The following is a 22,400-nucleotide window of genomic DNA, read 5'->3' as shown; positions in this document are numbered from 1 at the left end:
CCGCGAGTGCTCCCTTCATGCCCAGAGATCTGCGCCGTTTCATCGCCCTGCTGGAGTCCCGTGGCCAGCTTCGCCGCATTTCAGCAGAAGTAGATCCCGACCTGGAAATTGCCGAGATCGCCGATCGCCTCTTGGCCTGCGGGGGGCCGGCGCTGCTGTTTGAGCGGGTGAAGGGATCCTCGATGCCCCTGCTGATCAACGTTTTGGGCACGGTGGAGCGCATCTGCTGGGCGCTGGGGATGGAGCAGCCGCGGGAGCTGGAGGAGCTGGGGAAAAAACTGGCCTTGCTCTACCAGCCGCGCCCGCCCAAAAATTTTGCCCAGGCCCTGGAGCTGGGGCAGGCGCTGTTCCGAGTCTTCCAAGCTCGACCCAGCCGGGATCTCTTCCCCCCCTGTCAGCAGGTGGTGCTGCTGGGTGAGGCGGTGGATCTCACCCAACTGCCCCTGCTGCGGGTCTATCCCGGCGATGCCGGGCGGGTGCTGACCTTGGGGCTGATGGTTACCAAAGACCCGGAAAATGGCATTCCCAATGTGGGGGTGTACCGCCTGCAGCTCCAGAGCCGCAACACGATGACGGTGCAGTGGCTGTCGGTGCGGGGGGCCACCCGGCATTTGCGCAAGGCGGCGGCCCTGGGCCGGAAGCTGGAAGTGGCAGTGGCCATCGGGGTGGATCCCGCCGTGATCCTGGCGGCGGCTACGCCCCTGCCGGTGGATCTGTCGGAGTGGCTGTTTGCCGGCCTCTACGCCGGCGAAGGGTTACACCTGGCCCGCTGCAAGACGGTGGATCTGGAGGTGCCGGCCCACGCCGAGATTGTTCTGGAGGGCACCATCACGCCAGGGGAGGTGGCCCCCGACGGCCCTGCCGGGGATCACATCGGCTACTACGGCCCTCGCAACGAGCAAGCTCCGCTCATCCGCTTCCACTGCCTCACCCACCGCCGCGATCCCATCTACCTCACCACCTTCAGCGGCAAGCCTCCCAAAGAAAACGACATGATGGCGCTGGCCCTGAACCGCATTTACACCCCCATTCTGCGGCAGCAGGTGCCGGAGATCGTGGATTTCTTTTTGCCCATGGAGGGCTTGGGCTACAAGGTGGCGATTCTGTCCATCGACAAGGCCTATCCCGGCCAGGCGCGGCGGGCGGCCCTGGCTTTTTGGAGCGCCTTGCCCCAGTTTAGCTACACCAAGTTCGTCATCGTGGTGGACAAGGACATCAATGTGCGGGATCCGCGGCAGGTGCTCTGGTGCCTGTGTTCGCGGGTGGATCCGCAGCGGGATGTGTTTATTCTGCCGGACAACCCCTTTGACGCCCTGGACTTTGCCACCGAAAAACGGGGTCTGGGGGGCAAGATGGGGATCGATGCCACCACCAAGATCCCCCCGGAAACCGACACCCCCTGGCGGCAACCGCTTGCCCCGGATCCGCAAGTGGCCCGTCTGGTGGATCGCCGCTGGGCGGAATACGGCCTGGCGGATCTGGACTTGCAGCCGGCGGATCCGCGCCTATTTGGCTACGAGTTCTAGGGGTGGCTAAGAGGCTGGCAGGTGCAACAAGCGCTGTCTTGGCTGGTGCTGCTCCTGAGCTATGTCGGGCTCGGGCTGGGATCCCTGCCCAGGCTGCGCATGAACCGGGCCACGATTGCCCTGGCGGGATCCGCTTTGCTGATTGCCCTAGGAACAGTGGCGCTGCTGGAGGCTTGGGCAGCCATCGACGCGACCACGATTGTCTTTCTCCTCAGCATGATGGTGGTGAACGCCAGCTTGTCCCAGGGCGGCGCCTTCCAGCTAGCTTTGCTGGGCCTGATTCGGGTTAGCCGCAGTCCCTTTGGCCTTTTGCTCATGCTGGTGTTCGGCAGCGGGCTGCTCTCGGCCTTTCTCCTCAACGATACCCTGGCACTGGTGTTTACCCCCCTCACGTTGCAGGTGACAGCCGTGCTGGGGCTGAACCCTATTCCTTACCTCTTGGGCTTGGCGGCGGCCACCAACCTAGGGTCTGTAGCCACCCTGAGCGGCAACCCGCAGAACATCCTCATCGGCTCCTTCTCCGGGATCGGCTACCTGGAGTTTGCCGCCCAGATGACCCCGATTGCCGTGGTGGGGCTGCTGTTGGAGGTGGGGCTGCTGTGGCTCTACTACCCCGAGGTGCGCTCGCTGCAGCCCTTCGCCCAGGTGCCTTGGACGCCGCTGCGCCTCTATCCCCCCCTGTTGCGCAAGAGCGTGGCCATTACAGCGGGCCTGTTTGGGGCCTTTGTGGCCGGCCTGCCCCTAGCGGAGTCGGCCCTGGTGGCGGCGGCCTTGCTGCTGATTACCCGCCGGCTGAAGCCGGAGCGGTTTTTGGGGCAGGTGGACTGGAACTTGCTGGTGATGTTCTCCGGGCTGTTTATCCTGACACGGGCAACCCGAGAGCTGCTGGCCGGCTGGGGAACGAGTCTGGGGCCCTGGGCGGAGCAGGTGGCGGGATCCCCGTTGGCGCTGCTGGCCGCTGTCGCCCTCTTGTCCAACCTCATCTCCAACGTGCCGGCGGTGCTGCTGCTGCAGTCGCTGCTCCCGCTGCAGGGAAAGACGGCCTGGCTGTTGCTGTCTGCCGGCTCTACGCTGGCCGGTAACTTGACTCTGTTTGGGGCAGTGGCCAATTTAATTACCGTCGAAGCGGCAGCTAGAAAGGGGTATGTGTTAACGTTCGGGGAACATCTCCGCTTTGGCCTGCCCCTGACGCTGCTTACCCTTGGGTTTAGCGGTCTGTGGCTGGGTCAGCCCTGAGCCTTGCCGGGAGCCCTCACTGGGCACTAAGGGCGGCCAAAAGCTCATCTGCCAACAACACTGCCGTGTAGACCAAAGCCTGTCGCTGCTCAGGCGAGAGATTGCCAATGGCAGTTTGGGGATTGCTGAGCATGCCCTGCAACACCCTGCTGGCCACGTATTCCCGTTTGGAAACGCCGGGGCTAGAGATGGTGGGGTTATCCAGGGAAAACTTCTGGTGGTGCTCGAAGGGAAAGGCATATTCAGAAGCTACCGGCATGGCTCCACTCCAAACCTGGACTCTACGCTGCGCTTGGCCTATTTTCGCATTGTCCCTTGCGGGGAAGCTCCAAAAACAGATGCGCCGTACGCGTATTTGCTTCACCTGAACCGCGTGCGGCATCCCGGCTCCAAAGAGCTTGCCCGTCGCCTGGAGCAGGCGGCCAGGGAGCCCTCCAGTTGTTACCCTGGGGCTCCGGCAGGGGCAGCAGCGTTAGCGACAGGATTGGGCATTCCCAAAAAGATGCAGGAAAATCAGGAGAAGTTGAGCCGGGATCCCAGACCCACCGGCTCTCCATCTCGTTTGCTGAGGAAACCCGATGCACGACCTGGACAGTTTGCCAGAACCGGTAGCCGATGCCCTAATCAAAAGCCTGCTTACAGATGTGGAGCGGCTGATCAACCAGCACGGTTTGTCGGAGGTTTTGGTGGGGTTGGCCATGTATTGCAATGTGCAGTTCAAGGCCAAGTTCAATAAACCCAACCGCACCGAAAAGGATGAGGAGCTGGGATTTTACTTCCGCGACGCCGCCAAAGCTCTGGAGGTAGCGGCCAGCCTCACCTATCGCACCATCGATCGCTCTCGGCCCACCTCGCCTGGCACCTAGACTTTAGGGATCCCTTTTCAACCCTCACCCCCGGCCCCTCTCCCAGCCCTCACCCCCGACCCCTCTCCCAAAGGGAGAGGGGAGTTGGCGAGCGCTCCGGGGTGGCAAGGGATCCCCCTGAGTTTTTATGCTGGTGGGCGAAAGTTGCAGTGAGGCCGCGCGTGAGAGTTGTCTGGGAACGCAGCATTTACGGGGGCAATGGCCGGGTGCCCTGCATCGTCTGCGGTGGATGGGCCGCCCCTATCCCAAAAAAGGGGCAGCAGGTGTTGCTGGCGGTGGTCTATAACGACCGCGGCCAAATCTACGGCGAGATCTGCCGCAGTTGCCTCAGCCTGGGGCCCAAGGGCATCAAAGAGTATCTACGAGAGCGGATTGCCCGCCTGCGCAGGCAACTGCAAGACCTAGAGGAGCTGGAACGAGGAGAGGTGCAGTTGCCCACCCTGGAGCAGGAGCTGAGCGCCTACTTGGATTAACCGCTATACCTTCTCCTCGACCGAAACCTGCAGCCAGCAGCCCAGCTCGGCGGCCAGCCATTGCAACTCCGGATCGTGCAAGTTCTTCAGCTCGTACTTGCAAACGCCCGCCCAGATGTTCAACTGTGGGCCCACCTCTACCCGATCCCCATCGCAATCGCGTCGGGTATGGCGCGGCATCAGCTCCAGCCGGTGAGGAGATCCCGCGCCAGGCGGGTGGGTCTGCCGCTGCACCTGCTCAGCCGCCGCTCCGGTCGATGCCGCTGCTGCCAGGGTGGGCGCTCTGAGACCATATCCCCTCGCTTCTGGGGCTTCTAAACAGGGATCCCTTGAGAAAGTTGTTCTGGATCCCAGAATCATCCCTGGAAAGCCTGTCCGCAAGCCCCCACGCATGGGCCAGCAGCTTTCCCGAAACGGGGAGGATATGCTGGGCGACAGAGAGGGATCCCCACTTGCCGAGGCGATGGTTTTCTAGCTGAGTCTTCCATGTCTACTCCGTCTGTTTTCCCCACCTACTACCAACAGTTGGGGCTTTCTCCCCAAGCCAGCCTGGAGGAGATCAAAGCCGTCTACCGCCGGCGGGTGCGCGAGATTCATCCGGATCGTCTGCCTGCCGATCTCCCCGAGGGGTTGCGGCAATTGGCCCAGCGAGAGTTTCTTCAGCTCCAACAGGCCTACCGCGTCCTCAGCGACAGCCGGCAGCGCCGGGCCTACGATCTCAGCCTCCAGCCTTCTCCTTTGCCGGTGCCGCAGCCGACCGTGGCCCCTGCCGGTTGGCTGGCCCTCTTGAGCGCTGTCTTGAGCGGAGCTGCTCTCTGTTTGGCAAGCTTGGCCCTTTGGAATGCTCGCATCCCGGCCCAAGGTTTGGATGTGGCCGGCAAAACGGCTGTTGTTGGCGCCCCTCAGTTGTCCGGCAACGCGGATCCCTCCCTGGCCACCGTCCCCCAGACATCCGAGACGGGCAACGCCTCGGAAAGGAGGATCTCGGCCCCAGCCGCCCCTTCTGAAGACTTCTTGAAGCCTTCCCCAGAGCAGGTCGACCGCTTCGCCCGCGCTCTGCTGGCGGTGCAGCCCCTTCTGGCGGCCACCCAAACTCGCCTGCAGCAGGCCAAGGGCAGCGAGGAACGTCGGCAAATTGAACAACAGTTTGAAACCGCAGCCGCCAAGATCATCGCCGCCCATCAACTGACCCCAGAGGACTATCACCGCATCTCTGCCAGCGCCCAGTCGGATCCGGGTGTGGCAGCCGCAGTCACCGCAGCCGTGCGCCGCTGGATGTCGCCCTAGCCCGACAAGACCCTGGCCTGTAGGCGGGAAGAAAAAACTTCGTAAATAACAGTCAAAGGCTGGCCTCGGTGCAGCAAAAGATAATGCCTAGCCCAAAAAGGGCCGCGACAGTTGAGCAGCCGGGCAACTGGCTCGGCTTCGCCATAGTAGAGGCGACGCACTTCGCGAAAGGTCTCCAGTTTTTCTTGGATCAGATTTTGGCCAATGGGCAAATCGGGATGGGGCAAGTATTGGGCCAGATGGTCGGAGTTCCACCAAGAGGTGGCATAGAGCAAGGGCTGCTGAGAGGTTGCTCCACACAGCCAAACCCGCCGCCGCAGCAAGGGGGATCCCAGCCGCGCCAGATCCTTGGTCAGCCGTTGCATGGACTGGGGGGCGGCGCTCTGCTCTGCCAGCAGCTCGACCCGGCCCGTGTCGAGCAGATGGGCCTGAATCGGCTCTTGGGTCAAGGCAGCCAGAGTGCGGGTGGTCAAGCCATCCCCCAAAAGCAGCAAGCGCAACACAGGATCCACCTGCACCAACTCAGGCTGTAGCGGATCTGCCTCCCCCTGCCAATACAGTTGCAGGGGCCACCAATCGCCTTGGCCAGAGGAGACGTTAGAACAGAGGGCAGCGCTCCAAGGGGATCCCGCAGCGTCGCCATGGGAGGTGAGTGAAGAAGGGAAAAGTTCCAAGGCGGAGGTTGAGTTGTTAAGTTCTGTATCGCTCCTTAGTCTAGCCCACCCCATGTCTCTGCTCTAGGGATGTTCCTAGCTGGTGCCCGGCTGGATCAGCAGCCGTACCAGCCAGGGGACGACCACGATGACGCTGATCAGGCGGGCCAGGTGCATGACCACCACCGTGCTGGCTTGCGCCCCCATGTCCAGGGCTATCAGGCTCATGTCCGAAATGCCTCCCGGAGCGGTGCCCAAGATGGCGGTCAGGCGCTCGATCCCCAGCCAACGGGAGATCAAGTACCCCGACAAAACTCCCGTGCCCACCGCAATCACCGTACAGAGCAGGGCCGGTCGCCACAGATCTTTCAAGGCCAACAGCGTATCGGCGGTGAGCTTGCTGCCCAAAAGAATGCCCAGCACCACCTGCATGACAAAGCGGATCCCGGCTGGGGGAGTGGGGATCGGGATCGCTCCCCAAACATTGACCAAACCCACTGCTACCATCGAACCCACCAAAGCTCCTGCCGGCAGCCTCAGCTTGACTGCAATCAGGGCGCCCGCCAATCCGATTAACAGCGTCCAGAGATAGTTCATCATTGCGGTTTGGCCTCAAGGCAAGAGGATCGCTGTGAGCCAGGGTTGGAGCTGCTCTCCCCACGGCATTCGGCGCAGATGCCGTAGAAGTCAAGCACATGGTACTCGATGACAAATTGGTAGCGGCTGGCAAGCTGCTCCTCCAGGTCTCCCACTGGGCAATCCGGCAGAGGCACCACCCGCCGACATTCGGTGCAAATGAGGTGATGGCGGTTGTGGCCGTTGCTGGGCAAAACCTGATAGTAGGTCTGCTGATCTCCCAAGTTGACCGCTTGCAGCTTGCCCTCGTTGCGCAGAGCCTCCAAAGCCCGGTAGACCGTGGCCAAGCCAACGCTATGGTTGGCATTGCGCAACTCCAGGAAGATCTCTTGGGCCGAGAGGGGCCGCAAGCTCTGCTTCAAGACTTCCAGGATCAGTTTTTGGCTGCGGGTCTGGCGGGAGGAGGACATGATCCCTTTTCGTTCTGAGGGGTCACCAGCAAGGTTAGCGCTCGGCGTCGGCCTCGGCTTTCATGCGCTCTAGGGTTTGGTGCATTTGGTCGAACATTTGGCTGAGGGTGAGCCCAAACCCCCCAAGCTGGGTTTGCAGTTGTTTGATGGTCATCTGAGCCATAAAGTCGTCGGAGAGCTCCAGCCGCTTCATGAAAATGCGCTGCCGCTCCAGCAATTCTTCCATTCGCTCGATGAAGATTTTTTTGCCTTCCCGGTCGAATTGGCCGTAGCGCTCGCCAAGTCGCATCAGGTTTTGGAAGTCCTGAAACAGCTGCTTGGCTTCTTCTTGAACGATCTCCGAGTCGAAGAAGCTCATGGCCTTTCGTCTGCCCTAAATAAACTGCATTGGGTATACCCATCCTATCCGATCGGGTTGGGGGGTCGCAGTCCCTGCCGTTTTCCGGCCAGTACGGGATCCCGTCCTTCGCTTGGGTGGAGAATGGAGTTTTGACCTGTCTGCCCCGCTTATGTTCCCCTTTCCTGGTGTGAAGGCTTATACGCAGCCGTCTTTGGCCCAGCAGTGGTGCCAACGGGTGCAGGGATCCCGACCGCTGTTTTTGGCCTGCCTGGGGTTTACGGAAACGGCCCTTATTCCCGGCATCTCGGCTGCCGGCGCCACGCCCTCCTTGCGGCGCTACACGGCCCTTGCCGATGGAGAGGTGTTGCTGGGGGACTATTCTCACCGCCTGCCCACCTCTCCCGATGGCTATCCTTCACCGGTGGTGATCAGCCGCGCCGTCCTGAGGGAGTTGGGGATCCCCTGTCGCGTGTTCGACTGTGGTTTGCCGGAGCCTCTGCCGGGGGCAGAAACGGTCAGCGCCAGGGGAATAGCCCGCTGCTTGAGCACAGGGCAGGCTCTGTCTTTGGAGCAGGTGGGATCCCTGTGGCAGAAGGGGTATGAGCGGGGATCCCGGCTGGAGTCGAGCTACTGCGTCATCGGAGAATGTGTGGCGGGAGGCACCACCACGGCGCTGGCAGTGTTGTTGGGGCTGGGCTGGCAAGCAGAGGGCATGGTCAACAGCAGCCACCCGGTCTGTAACCACGCCCAAAAGCTGGCCTTGGCCCGGCAGGGATTGGCCAGACTTCCCGCCAGGGCTACCGCCCCAGAGGTGGTGGCCGCTGTGGGGGATCCGATGCAGCCTTTTGTAGCCGGGCTGGCGATGGCGGCAGCCCAGCGGGGGCCGGTGCTGCTGGCGGGCGGCACCCAAATGCTGGCGGTGCTGGCCCTGATGCGGCGCTGGGGGGAAGAGCAAGGGATCCCCTGGCCCCCGGAGAATGTAGCCATAGGTACCACCCGCTGGGTGGCCGAGGATCCCTCGGGCAATACGGTGGGTTTGGCGGAGCTGCTGGGCGAGGTTCCCCTTTTGGCCACCCAACTCAGCTTTGCCCAAAGCCGCTATGCCCCCCTCCGGGCCTACGAGCGGGGCTATGTCAAGGAAGGGGTGGGGGCGGGTGGGCTGGCCATTGTCAGCAGCCTCTATGCCGGCTGGGGCCAGGCAGAGCTACTGGCCGCCGTTGAGCGCAGCTACGAGCAGCTCGTGCTTCAGGCCGGCTCCAGGGGGGCCATCGTCAGGCCCTCCCGCAGCAACTGTTGATGGTAGAGCTCTGCTTGCTCTTGCGGGCCGACCCAAACCACCGCCTGCCCTTCGGCATCCACCTGCACGGTCAGTTGCCGTGCCAGGGGCAGGGTCATGCCGGGGATGTACTTGAGCAAGCATTCGGTAACATGCTGAAAGGTGTTGAAATCGTCATCCAAGACGATCACCTTGAAGTGGGGGTAGGGCTGGCGAACCCGGGTTCTCGACGGAGACGACTGCTGAGCAGGTCGAGTGGGAGCTTCCGTGGTCATAGCAGCAGAACTCAGGACAACATCTGGATACCTAGGTCACATTCAACTTTCTCAACAGCCAAAAATCGGTCGCTGTTGATTCTGAGTCCATTCTAGTTCCTAGTCTCCAGTGGACGCATGGGGTCTGCCGGCAGCCCGTATTTGCCTTTGGATCCCTTGCCGGTGCAAGAGATGGGAAAGAGGTGCGGATCCCCGATCCGCTCTCACAACATCAGCTCTTGCCGCAGGGAGCGACGGGGCTTTTTGCCACCGAAGTGGCGCTCAAAATAGAGGGCGGTGGCTTGCGACAGGATCCCGGCTTCGACAAGCGCCTGGCAGAGGGATCCCCCAGGGGGTAGGTGCTCTTGGATCTGCTGGATTTGCGCGGCGCTGACCAGCCCCGAAGCCTTAAGGTAGTCGGCCACGTGCCGTCCGCCTGCCAGGTAGACAGAGTAGCCGTCTTCGCTGAAAAACTTGACTGTCTCCGGCTTGAGGCCGCTGTGGTGGGTCAGCACGTCTGTGAAAGTGCCGCCCTCTGTTTCCCAGGCGTGGAGGACGGTTTCGATGCCGGCGTTGTCGAGGAGACCGGCTGCGCGCAACTGGGTCAAGATCCGCCGCACCCAAGGGTTGGCCCGCTGCAGCGCTTCCAGATCTTCTTCTCCCAAATACTCCTGAGGCGGCAGCTCGGCATCTGCGGTCGATTCGGCCACGCTCGCAGTTTGGGTAGCCGGGGCAGGCGACGGCGTCCGGTTGGCCTGCACTTGGGCCTGGAGCTGGCGCACCTGCTCTCGGGCCTGTTGGAGCTGGGCTTCGGTGGACTGCAGATGGCTTTGGGTGGCTTGCAGTTGGGCTTGGACTTCCTGCAGGCGTTCTTGAGTTACCTGGAGTTGGGTCTGGGCTTCCTGAAGTTCCCCCCGCAGCCGGTGGATGGTCTGGCTGGCTTCTTGGCGGGCGTGGGCCAGGTCGGCAATGAGGCGGGCCTTCGTCGATTGGGCCACTTGAAGCTGGTGCTGCTGCTCCTGCAGCGATTGGCTGAGAGCGGCCAATTCGGCTTCCTTGTGCTCAAGAGCCTGGCGCAGTTGAGCCTCAGCTTGCTGATGCTGCTGCAGCCGGGATCCCAACTCTTGCAGCTTGAGCTTGGCCTGAGATTGCCATTCCGTCAGCTCGTGGCAGTGGCGCCGCAGGGTCTCCAGCTCGGCCTGGGCAGCTTGCAACTGCTCGGCCAGTGCCTGGACTTGCGCGGATCCCCGATCTTGCTGCGCTCGGAGCTGCTCCTCCAACTCCTGAATGCGCTGCTGGGCAGCCCTGTGTTGCTCGGATCCCTGCTGGATTTGAGCCGCCAGTTGGGCTTCCAACTCGGCAATGCGCTGTTGCTGCTGCTGCTGGCGGGATTGAGACTCAACGAGCTGCTGTCGCTCCCGCTCCAGTTGCGCTTCTAGGGCGGCAACCTGCTCTTGGTAGCGCTCCAGTTGGGCTTGGTATTGCGCGGTAGCTTTGTGAACTTGCTGCGCCACCTGCAGCGGCGAAGCGTAGAGGGGGGGCTGATCCGGAATGGTGGACCACTGCTCCAGCATCACTTCCCAACTGTTGGCAGCTCCTCGCCGTCGCCGGAGCTGCTGCTGCTTGTCGAGGGCCCACTCCAACCAGTGGGGCTGCACCCAGCCCTGCTGCACCAGGATCTGCCCCAACTTGCGCTCGGGGTGGTGCTTTTGCTGAAGCAAAGCTTGATACACGTGCTCCAGTTCCAGATACCCATGCAGCACCAGGATCTCGCCGATGCGCACCAACTCGACCGGGATAAAGGGATAGAGATCTTGCGGGGCAACCCAGCCGTGCTGCATGCACAGCTCCCCCAACATCAAGGGGTTATCCGCCTTTTCCCACATGGCCTGAGCCAACTGGGCGGGGGTGAGCAACCCCGCTTTGTTGAGGGCTTCCCCCAAACGGATCTCAAACTTTTCCTGGTCGGCTGCAGCTAGGGGAGGGTTCATCGGGCTCCTTCGCTGTGACTAGTAAATCTAGTACATCCCTCGTAGCAGAAAACCCTTGAGGAAGGGAGATTTAAACCTACAAGTTAGCTCGATAAACCGCGGATCCACGGATTTTATTGCAGCGCCCGCTTTGGTTAATTCCTGCTCAGGAGGGCTGTTGTTCTTGGCGTCGGGCAAACTGTTGCAACTGCCTCAGGAGCAGCAACTGCCCCAGTCCAAGGGGCAGGAGGGAGACGGCCTCAACCCGGAGCTGTACCCAGCCGTTGCCCCACATCCAGTCGCAGTAGCCATCGGCTCCGCCCCACATTAGTAGGCGTAGCCGTTTCGGCAGCAGGGTTTCCACCTGGTGCGTGATCGAGACGGGGCCCCACTGGACGGCAAAGGTGCTGCCCAGCTCCAGCCTAGCGGGCAGGGATCCCTGCAACTGCTGCGGCCAGAGCCACTGCTGCAACAGCCCCACCTCGGTCAAGCAGCGCTGCAAGGTCGAGGAACTGGCCTCGACCTCGATGCGGATGGTGGAAGATTGGAATGTCCCGAGCATACTTATCCGGCTGAGGCGACCCCAGAACCGAAGCGGCAGCCGGGGCGACAACTTCTAACTCCATTCTGGCCAATTGTTCGAGAGTTGCCTTTGAAAACAGCTCGTCCTCACGTGGTTGCCATCCTGGCCCAGAGTCTGGACGGCAGGATCGCCACCCACCGCGGGCAAAGGCCCCACTTCGCCAGCGCCGAAGACCACCAGCACCTGGAAACCCAAGCTGCCCGGCAACAGGCTTTGATCATGGGGGCGGCCACGCTGCGGGCCTACGGCACCAGCCTGCGCATCCGGGATCCCGAGCTCATCCAACGCCGACTCCAGCAGGGCCTCTCCCCTCAGCCCCTGACGATCATCTGCTCCGGCAGCGGGGAGATTCCTGAGGATTTGCCGTTTTTTCGCCAGCCCCTCACCCGCTGGCTGTGGACAACTCCCCAGGGATCCCGGCTTTGGCAGAACCGAACCGGCTTTGAAGAGATCTGGGTGGCTGCCGATTGGGATCTGCCGGCACGGCTGGCGCGCCTGCGCAGTTTGGGCATCGAACGGGTGGGGTTGCTGGGCGGGGGCCGGCTTTTGGGGGCGTTTTTGCAGGCAGGGGCCTTGGATGAGCTGTGGGTGACCCTGGCGCCGGTGCTGCTGAGTGGGTATGCCGATGCGCCCGCCAGCATCGAGGGCTGGCAGCTGCAGGGATCCCCGCCCCAACTGGAGCTGCTGGAGTGCCACCGTGGCTCTAAGGAGCTGTTTTTGCGCTACCGGGTCGAGTGGCCCTGAGGGGGCTCGCGAGAAAAATTTTTGGACAAATTTAGATTTCTCAGAAATCCACAGGTTTTCCCCAGACTTTCCACAGAGAGGAGGCCTGTTTTCCACAGGCCTGTGACCTCAGGAAACGGCAGCGAGGGTTTTTGTGGAAAAGTCCAAACTGGAAAGTTCAGACGGATACACCTTGAGAAACGCAACGGGATCGCGCCGTTTTTGCCGATGGCATCAAAGCCGGCGGCGGGCTTGAACAAACTTGGAGCCGCTGCCCAGGATTGACACCCCCCATGGGGCAGAGGGCAGAATAGCCGCACCTGAGGTGAGGGGGAGATTTTCCTGGCAGCTCTCCTCAGAGGCAAAGAACCCTTTGCCCAAAAACTCTATCCCTTCTCCTGCCTGAGACAAGGCCAAGGGGCAGTTTGGTATCCTCTGGCCGCTGCCGGACGGGCTAGGGGCAAACTTCTACACACTGTCTTGCTTTTGGCGGGGCCGATGCGGCCCCCGGCGTACCCAAGTTAGAGAGCTGGGTTGGCTTGTTTTTTCCCTTCTGGGCAGGCCCGGTTTTGGCCGGCTCCTTAGGTTTTCTTGGTTTCCCTGTTAACCCCGAGTAGGTGGTTGGGCTATGGATTCTCCCACCGTCAGCATTTTGAGCGAAATTCCCGAGGAGCTACACGACACCCTCAAAAACTACCTCTCTCGTCACCCCGATTGGGATCAAGATCGGGTCGTAACGGCAGCGCTCTCGTTATTCCTGCTCCAGAGCGGAGACACGGATCGGCGCGCTGCCCGTATTTACTTAGACAGCCTGTTTCGCCGCAACTGAGCCCTCGCAAGGCAAGCGCCGAGGATGGCCCGATTCAGGAGCGGGGGGGTAGGAACGCTCTGTCAAGAACGTCCTATTCACCTGAACTGTTAACCTGAGTAGGGAGATGTCCCGCTGTTGCTGAATACCGGCGGGAAGGGCAAAAAAGGGATCCACCAAGGGAAAAACCGTGCCACAGGGCTTTGGGCGAGGAAAGGGCGACCGGCAGACGGCTGGGCCAAAAGGCCTAGGAAGAGGCTCCGGTCTATCCCCCTTCCCTTCCCCAGAGGCGACCCTGGCGCTGGCCGAGCGCCACCGACAAGCAGGGGATCTGGAGACAGCACTGCACCTCTGCCGGCAGCTTACCCGGGCCCATCCCCACCTGTTCGCCGCCCAGGCGTTGCTGGGATCCCTCTATCTGCAGATGGGGGATCCCCGCCAAGCTTTGACCCCTTTGCAACTGGCGCTGCACCTACGGAGAGATTGGGTGCCGGCCTGGCAGGAGCTGGGCGATGCCTGGATGCTGCTGGGCAACCCGGAGGAGGCGGCGCGCGCCTACAAGCAGGGGCTGGCCTTTGCCCCTAACGACGGGCAACTGCTCTTCCGGTTGGGCAGTTGTTGGCTGGCTTTGGGGAAACGGGAGCAGGCGATTGCAGTGCTGCGACAGGCGGCAGCGGCCCAACCTCCTCAGGCTTATGCGCTGGCAGCTCTGGGCAATGCCCTCCTATTCGACAACCAGCTTGCAGAAGCCGAAGCCTGGTTTCGCCGCGCTCTTGTCCTGGCGCCGCAGGAGGGGCGGATCCTCGTCAACCTCGGCCACTGCCTACACCTGCAAGATCGCCTGGAGGAGGCCGCCGACTGTCTGCTACGGGCCATCCCGCTGCTGCCAGGGGAGGCGCAGCCCCACAACAACCTGGGCACCGTCCTGCAAGAGCAAAACCGACTCGAGGCCGCTATCGAGGCCTATCGGCGCGGCCTGCAGTTGGCCCCCGACTGGCCGGAGATCCACTACAACCTGGGCACGGCCCTGCTCACCCTGGGCCGCTACGAGGAGGGGTGGCAGGAGTACGAGTGGCGGCTGCAGCGCCAGGGAGCGGCCTACCCCTGCTTCCCTTTGCCCCTGTGGACGGGATCCCCCTTGGGCCGGCAGACGCTGCTTGTCTACGCCGAACAAGGGCTGGGAGACACAATTCAGTTCGCGCGCTACCTGCCCCTTTTGGCCGCCGCCCATCCGCAGGCCTCCCTCTATTTCCGCTGCCCTCACTCCCTAGTCGAGTTGCTGCGAGCCTCCTTTCCTCAAGTCCAGGTCATTTCCGATACGGATCCCCTGCCCCCCTTCGACTGGCACCTGCCCTTGCTTAGCCTGCCCCATCGCCTGGGCACCACGCTGGAGACAATTCCCGACCGCATCCCCTATCTGGTTTGTCCCGATGGGAGCTCCGCCTGGCCGGAAGATTGGCCAGAGCTTCCCCAGAGGGGGATAAAGGTGGGGCTGGTGTGGGCCAGTGGCCGCCGCGACGACCTCGCCCTCAGCCGGGTGCAGAGGTTAAAAAGCTGTTCTCTTAACCTCTTCCTCGAGTACCTGAATCTGCCCCAGGTGCAGTGGGTTAGCCTGCAGGTGGGTGAAGATCTAAGCCAGGTAGAACCCCTTCTCAAGCAGCACCAGGTGGTGGAGCTGGGATCCCGTTTCCGGAATTTTGTTGATACTGCTAGGGCAGTTGCCCAGTTGGATCTGGTAATTAGCGTCGATACTGCCGTTGCCCACCTGGCTGGGGCGCTGGGCAAGCCGGTGTGGGTGCTGCTGCCCTTTGCCGCTGATTGGCGCTGGCTACTGCAGCGGCAAGACAGCCCCTGGTACCCCAGGGTGATGCGCCTATTCCGCCAAGAAGCCCGCGGCAACTGGGTTGGTGTGCTGCAACAGGTGCGGGCAGCCCTGGAAGAGCTACTAAGGGGGATCCCGTCCTACTCCTCGCCTTTTGGAACGATGCGCTGAAACAGATAGCCGGTACCGCGGGCTGTCAGGATAAGCTCAGGGTTGCTCGGGTCATCCTCCAACTTGGCCCGCAGCCGCGAGATGTGGACATCCACCACCCGCGTATCCACGTGGCGCTCCGGCGTGTAGCCCCACACCTCTTGCAAAATCTCGGCGCGGGAAAACGGCTCCCCCGACCGGCTGACCAGCAGCTCCAGCAAACTAAACTCCATCCCCGTCAGGCGGATGCGCTCGTCCCGCTTGTAAACCTGCCGCTTGTTGGTATCGATGCGAAGATCCCCCACCTGAATTACCCCTGAGCTGGGGATCCCTTCATGGGACGACCGCGCCACCCGCCTCAGCACCGAACGAATGCGGGCCTCCAGTTCTTTGGGCGAAAACGGCTTAACCACGTAGTCGTCTGCCCCCAGTTCCAAGCCAGTAATGCGGTCGGCCACGTCCCCCAACGCCGTGAGCATGATGATCGGGATGTCGGATTCTTTGCGCAACTCCTGGCAGACCCCGTAGCCATCCAGCTTCGGCATCATCACATCCAGCACCACCAGGTCAGGATCCTGCTTGCGAAAAACCTCCAGCGCCTCCTCTCCGTCGGCAGCAGTAACCACGTCGTACCCGATCATCGAGAGGCGGGTCTCCAAAATGCGGCGGATGCTGGCCTCATCATCGACCACGAGAATCCGTTCTTTGCGCTGGGCTTCCACGGTGCTGCAACTCCTAAACTTGTAAATGAAAAGGATTGGAAAAAATTGAGGTGAGCGCGAACTCGAGGTGGTCAGATGCAGCCTCCTCAGGGGCTCCTCCTGGAGGGGTGGACTCACCCCGGGAGCTGCAACGCTGCCAAACCCTTGTTTGTCGGCAACGGAAACCGCAACCCAAGGATGGAGCTTCAGAAAACAAACACCGAAGGCTCGCCCGGCAGTCGATTCAATCTTGTTAAAAGCGCCAACTTCAACTTCACTTGCTCCTGCTCGGTAGCACAGGTGTGGCACTCCTCCCCAAACGCTACCCCGGTCGACCGCCGCCAAACCTGAGAGGCCTTCGTAAGAAGTTACTAAGAGGTTACTTTCTACCACCCAATTTATCATCCAGAAGCGGCTGCTAACCCGCCTTAACCCTTTATTGTGCAGCTATTTTGCTCGACTTGATACATACCTTCACAACTTCTTCAGGTTGCTGCCAAGCGTTTCGGAATCCTCCTCAGAAAAAGCTGCTGCCGCCACTGGGGATCCCTGGCCACTGGGGGTAGGAGGGAGGGTTTCGGCAACAGGGACAGAGTAGCAACTGGCCAGCAGGCCAGCGGAACGGATTGCGCGGTCGGCATGCAGCTCCAAAACCCGCCGCAACAGACGTTCTGCCGCCAGCCAACTCGCCAGAGGCAGCGCACGCTCGGCCAGCGAGGGCAAGGTCGGGTTGGGCAGGGATCCTAAGGCCTGCAGGACAGAACTGGAGACCCAGGCAACTGGGCTGAGCCGCTGCGCCAGCCGACAAGGATCGCAGACCAGGCCACCCGCGTGGGGAGAGAAGAAAGCCTCACCTGCTAACTCCTCCCCACAGGAGTAGCAGGCTTGTACTGAGGGGGCAACCCCCCCCACCACTAAAAGGTGGTAGAGCCCATGGACAAGGAGCGGCAAAACGGCCTCTGTCGCAGGGGCCTGCTCGATGCGCTCCAGATGCTCCACCAGCAGCACAAACAGCTCTTCCTGGGGCTGGTTGGGCAGGGCCAAAAGCAGGGCCACCTCTGCCAAGTACTGCGCCGCCGTCAGATGGGCCAGGCTGCGGCCAAGACGGGGAAAACTCTGCAGGGTTTCTGCCTGGGCGATGCGCTGGAGACACTGCGAGGGATCCGTTTGGGCCGACCAACGCCCCCGCGCCACCAGCAGATCGTTGACAACAAAGGGCTCCATCCGCCCTCCCCACTTGGAAAGCTGCTTACGGGATCCCTTGGCCACCGCCCGAATCAAGCCCTGCTCGCGGGTCAAAATAGTAATGATCCGATCCGCCTCCCCCAGCGGCATCGCTTTGAGGTTAATACCCGTCACCCGGTAGGTGACCCCGCTCATGGGCCGCCGGCTCCTCTAGCCTCCAGCTCTCGCATCAGCTCCAGCCCCCAGGAGGTGCCGATGCGGCTCGCCCCCGCGGCGATCATCGCCTCCGCCTGCGCCACGGTGCGGATGCCGCCGGAAGCTTTGACTCCCACCCTGCCGCGGCTAAGCTGCCACAGCAGTTGCACATCGGCCGGTGTCGCCCCTCCCATCCAGCCGGTGGAGGTCATCAAGAAGGCAACTCCCGCGTCCATGCAGATCTCGGCGGCCAGCTTTTTTTCCTCGTCAGTGAGCTGGGCAGTTTCCAAAATGGCCTTGACGCAAACCCCCGTTTCTTCCACCAGTTGGGCAATCTCGGCATGGAGGCGATCCAGCTCCCCCGCCTTGAGCCAGGCCAAGTTGATGCGGACATCCAGCTCCCGGCACCCCTGCTCCACCGCCAGTTGAGCTTCGTAGAGCTTGACCTCCGCCGTGTTGGTGCCCAGGGGAAACCCCACCACTGTGCTCACCCGTACTGGCGACCCGTGCAGCCGCTCAACCACCCGCGGCACGTAGCAGGGAGGCACACAAAAGGTGGGGAAGCCATAGCGCAGAGCAATTTCACACCCCTGGTCGATCTCCTCTGGGGTCACCATCGGCAGCAGCAGGGTATGGTCGATGTACTCCGCCAAGTTGATCGGGCCGTCTGCCAGGCCCTTGGGCTCCAGAGAGAGCATCAGTTGCCAGATCCCACAGCACTACCTCTACTTTAGCCCCAAGGATCCCGGAGAGCAGCCGCAGCAGCCAATCCCCCCTACCCCTGAGATTTCAGCCAATTCGACGCCTCCACGGCAAAGCACAGCATCATTTGATAGTCTGGTTTGGGGGCCACCTGTATCCCCCCTCAACCCTGGCAAGGCATGGCGGAAAACCGGACTGGCGCGTTTGTCGGCGGGCTGCTGTTGGGAACGGCGGTGGGCACGGTCATCGGTCTGCTTTTGGCTCCCCGCAGCGGACGGGAGACGCGGCGACTGCTGAAAAAATCGGCAGAGGCCCTGCCGGAAGTGGCAGAAGACGTGACCACCAGCCTGCAATACCAATCGGAAAAGCTGCTCGACTCCGCCCAAAAAAGTCTGGATGAGGCCCTGCTGCGGCTGCAGCAGGCAGTGGCGGTGGGCAGGGAAGCCATGTTGCAGAAACGGCAAGAGCTGATGCAAGCCCAAAACCTGCGTCCCCTCGCCCGGGAGGAAGCCGACTCAGAAGCCCAAGGTCGGGAGGAGGCGGCGCGATGACCGAGCCGGTATTTTGGTTGGGCCTCTCGGTAGGTCTGGTGGCAGTGGCCATTTTGGCGGTGATCCTGACCCTGTTGCCCGCCGTCATTCAATTGGGTCGAGCCGCCCAGAGCGTGGAACGCTTTTTCGACACGCTGCTGCGGGAGTTACCGCCCACGCTGGAGGCTCTGCGTCTGACCAGCTTGGAAGTGAGCGAGATCGCCGACAGCCTCGACGAAGGGGTCAAGGGGGCCGGACAGGTGGTGAAGCAGGTGAACCGCTCCCTGGAAGGGGCCCGCAAGCAAGCCCGCGGCGCTCAGGTCAATGTCCGCAGCTTTTGGGCAGGGGTACGGGCGGCCTGGCAGGCGCTGTCCAGCGAGACTCCCCCCACCGCCATGGGTAACTCTCAGCTGCGCTCGGGCCAGGCTGGCCGTTCTTTCTCTGCTGCTGTGCCAAGCATTTCCTTGGGAGATATGGGTCTTTCCGCCGGCAAGGCAACACCAGAGGGATCCCAGCCTTCCCAACCCGATGCCGCCAATTCTTAGGAGCTACTTGAGTATTCTCTGGAAGACGGGCACAGGAGGTTGGGGCTCTTGCCCAGGCGGAAGCCGGCCCCAACGGGCATCGGGATCCCAGCGCAGTTGTGCGACATCCTGCAAAGGAAACCCCATCTGCTGCAGGATCTTGAAGCTGAGGTTGGGAATGATGGGCGAAAGGGCCACGGCCACCCAGCGCACGCTTTCCAAAACGGCGTAGAGGATCTGGGCCACCTGCTCGCTTTGCCCTTGTTTGTGCAACGTCCAGGGGGCCTGCTCGTCGAGGTATTTGTTGCTGGCCTGGGCCAAGCTGAGAGCTTTGCGGGCGGCAGAGCTGGGATCCAGCCGCTCGTAGGCGTCGGCCACTGTCGGGGCCAGGCGCTCGGCCAGGGTTTTGAGGGGGTGATCCGCAGGGATCTCGACGGCGGGGATGCGGTAGTCGGGCTGGTATTTTTTGAGCATATTGAGGGTGCGGTTGAGCAGGTTCCCCAGGTCGTTGGCTAGGTCAGCGTTGAGAACCTCGATGAAGCGGCCCTCACTAAAGTCTCCATCCTTGCCCAGCTCAATTTCAGTCAAGAAATAGTAGCGCACGGCATCGGCACCGTAGCGCTGCACCAGCTCAAAGGGATCCAGCGTGTTGCCCAGGCTTTTGCCCATCTTGAGGCCATCTTTGGTGAGAAAGCCGTGGCCAAAGATCTGTCTGGGCAGCGGCAGCCCTGCCGACATGAGCATGGCCGGCCAGTAGATGGCGTGGAAGCGGACAATGTCTTTGCCCACTAGGTGCACATCGGCGGGCCAGTAGCGGCGCAAGGCGTTTTCCAGCGTCGGCTCGTCCTCGGGATCCACGGCGGCGCTGAGGTAGTTGATGAGGGCATCAAACCAGACGTAAAGGGTTTGGCTGGGATCCGCCGGGAAGGGGATCCCCCAGGAGACGCTGGGGCGAGAGATGGAGAAGTCCCGCAGGCCCTGCTTGACAAAGTTGATCACCTCATTGCGGCGGCTTTCTGGTTGAATGAACTCCGGGTGCTCCGCATAGAGGGCTTCCAGTTTTTCCTGGTAGCGAGAGAGGCGAAAAAAGTAGTTTTCTTCGTCTTTCCACTCCACTTTTTTGTTGGGGTGAAGCGGGCAAAATCCGCCTTCTAAGAGCTCTGACTCGTCCTTGAACTCCTCGCAGGCAACACAGTACCAGCCCTGCTGCCGGCCAACGAAAATATCCCCCCGATCCCACACTCGCTGGAAAAACTCCCGCACAATGGCTTTGTGGCGAGGGTCGGTGGTGCGGATAAAGCGGTCGTAGCGGATGTCCAGCAACTGCCAAAGCTGGGCAAACTGGGCCGCGATCTCGTCGCAGTGCTGCTGCGGGGGAAGGCCGCGCTCTTCGGCGGTGCGCTGGATCTTCTGGCCGTGCTCGTCGGTTCCCGTTACCATCAGCACATCCTTGCCCCGCAGGCGATGGTAACGGGCGATGGCATCCGCCGCCAGGGTGGTGTAGGCGCTGCCGATGTGGGGGGCAGCGTTGACGTAGTAGATCGGCGTGGTGATGACGAAGGTGGAATTCGGCATGAGCACTCGCAGCGCTTTCCCCCATGATAAAAGTTGCCGGAAAGTCCGACAGGCCCAGTTACGGGGCGGAGGTGGGATGAAACTTCTGTTCAACCTCAAGGGATGGGGCGGCGGCCTTGTGGGGGCCGGGATCCTGGGCGCCGGGGCGGCTCTGGCCCAGCCCTTGTCGGAAACCCGCATCCCCTGTGAGATCTTCATCGCCGGGGGCGGGCTGGGGGGGGTGGCAGCGGCCTACGAGGCTCTGCAACTGGGCCGACAGGTGTGCATGACCGAGATCACCGACTGGATTGGCGGCCAGGTGAGCGCCCAGGGGGTCTCGGCTTTGGATGAGCGGCCCTTGCAGCGGGAAAACGAGATCTTTCCCCAGGGCTATAGAGAGTTTCGCCGCCGGGTGCGGGAAAAGTACGGCGGTGATCCCAATCCCGGCAAGTGCTGGGTGAGTGTGCTCTGCTTCTCGCCCCAGGTGGGCCACCAGGTCCTGCGGGAGATGGTGGATCCCTATCTGCAGTCGAGGCAGTTGCGGCTGTTTACCGAGACGGTGGTCAAGGACTTGCAGATCGAGGATTACCAAATCCGCAGCGTGCAGGCCATCCGCAACATCCCCAAACACGCCGGCGTCCAGCCGGAGAATCGGGGGGATCTCTCCAGCTACTTTCTGGATTTTTACCGCCTAGAGCCCACCGAGGATTGGGACAAAGAGATCCTGCGCTTTGAGCCGCCGCCAGAACGCCAAGGCAAAACCCTGCCCTGGGTGGTTATCGATGCTACCGAAACCGGCGAGCTGCTGCCGCTGGCGCGGGTGCCCTACCGCCTCGGCACGGATGGGGAAAGCCGCTGGGAGCCCAGCTCCAAGCCCTACAGGGATCCCTACTGCACCCAGGGGTTTACCTACACCTTTGTTATGGAGCGCTCTGCTGTGCCGCAGGTGCCCATCAAGCCCAAGTTCTACAACGACCCGCTGCACGGCCCCTACTACAGCTTTGAACATCCACGCTTTAACTTTGGGATGGTCTTTACCTACCGCCGCATCCGCGGCCAGGTGTTTGGCTTTGGGGAAGAGGCCATCCGGGTGGGGGATCAATCCATGCAAAACTGGACCTGGGGCAACGACTGGCGCATCACCGGGCCGGAGATGAACCTGATTCTCACCCACGAGCAACTGCAAGCCTCAGGCCAACTGGATCCCGGCGGCTGGATGGGGGGCTTGCGGGTGGAGGCGCTGCGGCGGGCCGAGCAGCATGCCAAGGGCTTTTTCTACTGGCTGGTGGCGGGGCGGACGGATTTTCTGTTGCAGCAGGCGGATCCCGACTTTCAAAAAGACTTTTACCTGCGCTATGCCTACCTGCGGGGGCCCGATAGCCCCATGGGAACTGCCAGCGGCCTTTCCAAGTACCCCTACATTCGCGAGTCGCGGCGCATCATCGGTCGGCCCAGCCCTGCCTACCCGCAGGGATTTACCATCTACGAGTCGGATATCACCACGCGAGAATCGGAGCTCAATCGCGGGCGGCCCTTTATTTTCTACGACTCGGTGGGGGTGGGCCAGTACCCCATCGACTTTCACGATTGTCTATTGCCGGATTTTTCCCTGCCCCCCAGCCACAACCAGGATGCCCAGGCCCCCAGCTACCCCTACCAGATCCCACTGCGGGCTTTGATCCCCCAGCGCATCGACAACCTCTTGGCCGGCAACAAGAACATTGCCACCAGCCGCATTGCCAGCGCCTCCTATCGGGTGCACCCGGTGGAATGGGCCATCGGCACAGCCGCCGGCCACACGGCCCACTTTGCCCTGGAGCGGGATCTGATCCCGGCGGAGATCCTGCGCGAGCCGCTGCTGGACTTGCGGCTGTTGCCGGCTCTCCAGGCCCAGATCCAGAGCCTGGGCAATCCCATCCAATTTCCCGGCACCACCATCACCGCCACTGAGTGGGCCCAATCTCGCTAGCCTAGAAAGGCAAGGTTGGGAGCTGGC

25 protein-coding genes are annotated in these 22,400 nt (G+C 62.0%); 12 read left to right on the top strand and 13 right to left on the bottom strand.

Features of this window, described 5'->3' with window-relative positions; all coding sequences use genetic code 11:
* Nucleotides 1-17 precede the first annotated feature (17 nt).
* Both GG26_RS02240 and GG26_RS02235 read left to right on the top strand, forming a co-directional pair.
* Complete coding sequence (locus GG26_RS02240; RefSeq protein ID WP_099812145.1) at nt 18-1,526, top strand: UbiD family decarboxylase; 1,509 nt, start codon at nt 18-20, stop codon at nt 1,524-1,526.
* A 21-nt stretch (nt 1,527-1,547) separates the two neighbouring features.
* On the top strand, nt 1,548-2,762 hold the full coding sequence (locus tag GG26_RS02235; protein ID WP_414388682.1) for an SLC13 family permease: 1,215 nt from the start codon (nt 1,548-1,550) through the stop codon (nt 2,760-2,762).
* A 16-nt stretch (nt 2,763-2,778) separates the two neighbouring features.
* Here GG26_RS02235 and GG26_RS02230 read toward each other — a convergent pair whose 3' ends face one another.
* Nucleotides 2,779-3,021, bottom strand: coding sequence for a hypothetical protein (locus GG26_RS02230; protein ID WP_041438297.1), 243 nt, complete (start codon nt 3,019-3,021; stop codon nt 2,779-2,781).
* Between the two features lie 319 nt (nt 3,022-3,340).
* On the opposite strand from GG26_RS02230, the gene GG26_RS02225 reads away from it, so the two are divergent.
* Both GG26_RS02225 and GG26_RS02220 read left to right on the top strand, forming a co-directional pair.
* On the top strand, nt 3,341-3,628 hold the full coding sequence (locus GG26_RS02225) for a hypothetical protein (protein ID WP_011430225.1): 288 nt from the start codon (nt 3,341-3,343) through the stop codon (nt 3,626-3,628).
* 161 nt (nt 3,629-3,789) lie between these two features.
* Entirely contained in the window at nt 3,790-4,101 is a 312-nt protein-coding gene (locus GG26_RS02220; RefSeq protein WP_011430227.1) for a hypothetical protein, read from the top strand.
* A 3-nt stretch (nt 4,102-4,104) separates the two neighbouring features.
* Here GG26_RS02220 and GG26_RS02215 read toward each other — a convergent pair whose 3' ends face one another.
* Complete coding sequence (locus GG26_RS02215; protein ID WP_414388679.1) at nt 4,105-4,281, bottom strand: hypothetical protein; 177 nt, start codon at nt 4,279-4,281, stop codon at nt 4,105-4,107.
* A gap of 306 nt (nt 4,282-4,587) precedes the next feature.
* Between GG26_RS02215 and GG26_RS02210 the strand changes: the two genes are divergently transcribed.
* Entirely contained in the window at nt 4,588-5,388 is an 801-nt protein-coding gene (locus tag GG26_RS02210) for a DnaJ domain-containing protein (protein ID WP_099812143.1), read from the top strand.
* Here the strand turns inward: GG26_RS02210 and GG26_RS02205 are convergent.
* The 4 genes from GG26_RS02205 to GG26_RS02190 form a co-directional block, all read right to left on the bottom strand.
* Nucleotides 5,385-6,062: a chorismate pyruvate-lyase family protein gene (locus GG26_RS02205; RefSeq protein ID WP_228375486.1), complete on the bottom strand. Its 678-nt coding sequence runs from the start codon at nt 6,060-6,062 to the stop codon at nt 5,385-5,387. The genes GG26_RS02210 and GG26_RS02205 overlap by 4 nt on opposite strands.
* Nucleotides 6,063-6,137: 75 nt before the next feature.
* On the bottom strand, nt 6,138-6,641 hold the full coding sequence (locus GG26_RS02200) for an AbrB family transcriptional regulator (protein WP_228375487.1): 504 nt from the start codon (nt 6,639-6,641) through the stop codon (nt 6,138-6,140).
* Nucleotides 6,638-7,087, bottom strand: a complete 450-nt coding sequence (locus tag GG26_RS02195) for a Fur family transcriptional regulator (protein WP_011430231.1) — start codon at nt 7,085-7,087, stop codon at nt 6,638-6,640. Before GG26_RS02195 ends, GG26_RS02200 begins: the two co-directional genes overlap by 4 nt.
* Nucleotides 7,088-7,121: 34 nt before the next feature.
* Nucleotides 7,122-7,445 (bottom strand): DUF1825 family protein, encoded by a 324-nt coding sequence (locus tag GG26_RS02190; RefSeq protein WP_011430232.1) that lies wholly within the window; start codon nt 7,443-7,445, stop codon nt 7,122-7,124.
* A 151-nt stretch (nt 7,446-7,596) separates the two neighbouring features.
* On the opposite strand from GG26_RS02190, the gene cobT reads away from it, so the two are divergent.
* A complete protein-coding gene (gene cobT, locus GG26_RS02185; RefSeq protein WP_099812141.1) occupies nt 7,597-8,724 on the top strand; it encodes a nicotinate mononucleotide-dependent phosphoribosyltransferase CobT in 1,128 nt (375 codons plus the stop codon).
* Here cobT and clpS read toward each other — a convergent pair.
* The 3 genes from clpS to GG26_RS02170 form a co-directional block, all read right to left on the bottom strand.
* Nucleotides 8,673-8,978 (bottom strand): ATP-dependent Clp protease adapter ClpS, encoded by a 306-nt coding sequence (clpS, locus tag GG26_RS02180; protein ID WP_011430234.1) that lies wholly within the window; start codon nt 8,976-8,978, stop codon nt 8,673-8,675. The genes cobT and clpS overlap by 52 nt on opposite strands.
* Nucleotides 8,979-9,181: 203 nt before the next feature.
* Nucleotides 9,182-10,948, bottom strand: coding sequence for a hypothetical protein (locus GG26_RS02175; RefSeq protein WP_240527668.1), 1,767 nt, complete (start codon nt 10,946-10,948; stop codon nt 9,182-9,184).
* A 145-nt stretch (nt 10,949-11,093) separates the two neighbouring features.
* Nucleotides 11,094-11,489, bottom strand: a complete 396-nt coding sequence (locus tag GG26_RS02170; RefSeq protein ID WP_099812140.1) for a hypothetical protein — start codon at nt 11,487-11,489, stop codon at nt 11,094-11,096.
* Between the two features lie 111 nt (nt 11,490-11,600).
* Between GG26_RS02170 and GG26_RS02165 the strand changes: the two genes are divergently transcribed.
* From GG26_RS02165 to GG26_RS02155, 3 genes are all read left to right on the top strand, one after another.
* A complete protein-coding gene (locus GG26_RS02165; protein WP_240527369.1) occupies nt 11,601-12,254 on the top strand; it encodes a RibD family protein in 654 nt (217 codons plus the stop codon).
* A 607-nt stretch (nt 12,255-12,861) separates the two neighbouring features.
* Entirely contained in the window at nt 12,862-13,062 is a 201-nt protein-coding gene (locus tag GG26_RS02160; RefSeq protein WP_011430239.1) for a DUF2811 domain-containing protein, read from the top strand.
* A 169-nt stretch (nt 13,063-13,231) separates the two neighbouring features.
* Nucleotides 13,232-15,034 carry a tetratricopeptide repeat protein gene (locus GG26_RS02155; RefSeq protein WP_011430240.1) on the top strand — a complete coding sequence of 601 codons (1,803 nt, stop codon included), beginning with the start codon at nt 13,232-13,234 and terminating at the stop codon, nt 15,032-15,034.
* Here the strand turns inward: GG26_RS02155 and rpaB are convergent.
* The 3 genes from rpaB to deoC form a co-directional block, all read right to left on the bottom strand.
* Complete coding sequence (gene rpaB, locus GG26_RS02150) at nt 15,004-15,735, bottom strand: response regulator transcription factor RpaB (RefSeq protein ID WP_011430241.1); 732 nt, start codon at nt 15,733-15,735, stop codon at nt 15,004-15,006. The two genes, GG26_RS02155 and rpaB, sit on opposite strands and share 31 nt — an antisense overlap.
* 453 nt (nt 15,736-16,188) lie before the next feature.
* Nucleotides 16,189-17,094: a DNA repair protein RecO gene (gene recO / locus GG26_RS02145; protein ID WP_011430242.1), complete on the bottom strand. Its 906-nt coding sequence runs from the start codon at nt 17,092-17,094 to the stop codon at nt 16,189-16,191.
* Complete coding sequence (gene deoC / locus GG26_RS02140; RefSeq protein ID WP_011430243.1) at nt 17,091-17,792, bottom strand: deoxyribose-phosphate aldolase; 702 nt, start codon at nt 17,790-17,792, stop codon at nt 17,091-17,093. The genes recO and deoC overlap by 4 nt, the downstream gene beginning before the upstream one ends.
* Before the next feature lie 183 nt (nt 17,793-17,975).
* Here deoC and GG26_RS02135 point away from each other — a divergent pair, with 183 nt between their 5' ends.
* Together GG26_RS02135 and GG26_RS02130 are read left to right on the top strand one after the other, a co-directional pair.
* Entirely contained in the window at nt 17,976-18,347 is a 372-nt protein-coding gene (locus tag GG26_RS02135; protein WP_011430244.1) for a YtxH domain-containing protein, read from the top strand.
* Nucleotides 18,344-18,871, top strand: coding sequence for a hypothetical protein (locus GG26_RS02130; RefSeq protein WP_011430245.1), 528 nt, complete (start codon nt 18,344-18,346; stop codon nt 18,869-18,871). The genes GG26_RS02135 and GG26_RS02130 overlap by 4 nt, the downstream gene beginning before the upstream one ends.
* Nucleotides 18,872-18,874: 3 nt before the next feature.
* Here GG26_RS02130 and metG read toward each other — a convergent pair whose 3' ends face one another.
* Nucleotides 18,875-20,425 carry a methionine--tRNA ligase gene (metG, locus tag GG26_RS02125; protein ID WP_414388675.1) on the bottom strand — a complete coding sequence of 517 codons (1,551 nt, stop codon included), beginning with the start codon at nt 20,423-20,425 and terminating at the stop codon, nt 18,875-18,877.
* A gap of 76 nt (nt 20,426-20,501) precedes the next feature.
* On the opposite strand from metG, the gene GG26_RS02120 reads away from it, so the two are divergent.
* Nucleotides 20,502-22,373, top strand: a complete 1,872-nt coding sequence (locus GG26_RS02120; protein ID WP_414388673.1) for an FAD-dependent oxidoreductase — start codon at nt 20,502-20,504, stop codon at nt 22,371-22,373.
* Nucleotides 22,374-22,400 lie beyond the last annotated feature (27 nt).

The organism is Synechococcus sp. 'PEA 65AY6A-5F PE A' (genome assembly GCF_047462575.1).
Taxonomy (GTDB): domain Bacteria; phylum Cyanobacteriota; class Cyanobacteriia; order Thermostichales; family Thermostichaceae; genus Thermostichus.
Note: the sequence above shows the minus strand (reverse complement) of the source record. Positions and strands in the feature narration are given on the sequence as shown.

What these genes read in the sequence shown, in the direction of transcription:
- GG26_RS02240 (WP_099812145.1), top strand. Translation starts at nt 18, where the DNA reads ATGCCCAGAGATCTGCGCCGTTTCATCGCCCTGCTGGAGTCCCGTGGC.
- GG26_RS02230 (WP_041438297.1), bottom strand. Translation starts at nt 3,021, where the DNA reads ATGCCGGTAGCTTCTGAATATGCCTTTCCCTTCGAGCACCACCAGAAG.
- GG26_RS02225 (WP_011430225.1), top strand. Translation starts at nt 3,341, where the DNA reads ATGCACGACCTGGACAGTTTGCCAGAACCGGTAGCCGATGCCCTAATC.
- GG26_RS02215 (WP_414388679.1), bottom strand. Translation starts at nt 4,281, where the DNA reads ATGCCGCGCCATACCCGACGCGATTGCGATGGGGATCGGGTAGAGGTG.
- GG26_RS02210 (WP_099812143.1), top strand. Translation starts at nt 4,588, where the DNA reads ATGTCTACTCCGTCTGTTTTCCCCACCTACTACCAACAGTTGGGGCTT.
- GG26_RS02200 (WP_228375487.1), bottom strand. Translation starts at nt 6,641, where the DNA reads ATGATGAACTATCTCTGGACGCTGTTAATCGGATTGGCGGGCGCCCTG.
- GG26_RS02195 (WP_011430231.1), bottom strand. Translation starts at nt 7,087, where the DNA reads ATGTCCTCCTCCCGCCAGACCCGCAGCCAAAAACTGATCCTGGAAGTC.
- GG26_RS02190 (WP_011430232.1), bottom strand. Translation starts at nt 7,445, where the DNA reads ATGAGCTTCTTCGACTCGGAGATCGTTCAAGAAGAAGCCAAGCAGCTG.
- cobT (WP_099812141.1), top strand. Translation starts at nt 7,597, where the DNA reads ATGTTCCCCTTTCCTGGTGTGAAGGCTTATACGCAGCCGTCTTTGGCC.
- clpS (WP_011430234.1), bottom strand. Translation starts at nt 8,978, where the DNA reads ATGACCACGGAAGCTCCCACTCGACCTGCTCAGCAGTCGTCTCCGTCG.
- GG26_RS02175 (WP_240527668.1), bottom strand. Translation starts at nt 10,948, where the DNA reads ATGAACCCTCCCCTAGCTGCAGCCGACCAGGAAAAGTTTGAGATCCGT.
- GG26_RS02170 (WP_099812140.1), bottom strand. Translation starts at nt 11,489, where the DNA reads ATGCTCGGGACATTCCAATCTTCCACCATCCGCATCGAGGTCGAGGCC.
- GG26_RS02160 (WP_011430239.1), top strand. Translation starts at nt 12,862, where the DNA reads ATGGATTCTCCCACCGTCAGCATTTTGAGCGAAATTCCCGAGGAGCTA.
- recO (WP_011430242.1), bottom strand. Translation starts at nt 17,094, where the DNA reads ATGAGCGGGGTCACCTACCGGGTGACGGGTATTAACCTCAAAGCGATG.
- deoC (WP_011430243.1), bottom strand. Translation starts at nt 17,792, where the DNA reads ATGCTCTCTCTGGAGCCCAAGGGCCTGGCAGACGGCCCGATCAACTTG.
- GG26_RS02135 (WP_011430244.1), top strand. Translation starts at nt 17,976, where the DNA reads ATGGCGGAAAACCGGACTGGCGCGTTTGTCGGCGGGCTGCTGTTGGGA.
- GG26_RS02130 (WP_011430245.1), top strand. Translation starts at nt 18,344, where the DNA reads ATGACCGAGCCGGTATTTTGGTTGGGCCTCTCGGTAGGTCTGGTGGCA.
- metG (WP_414388675.1), bottom strand. Translation starts at nt 20,425, where the DNA reads ATGCCGAATTCCACCTTCGTCATCACCACGCCGATCTACTACGTCAAC.
- GG26_RS02120 (WP_414388673.1), top strand. Translation starts at nt 20,502, where the DNA reads ATGAAACTTCTGTTCAACCTCAAGGGATGGGGCGGCGGCCTTGTGGGG.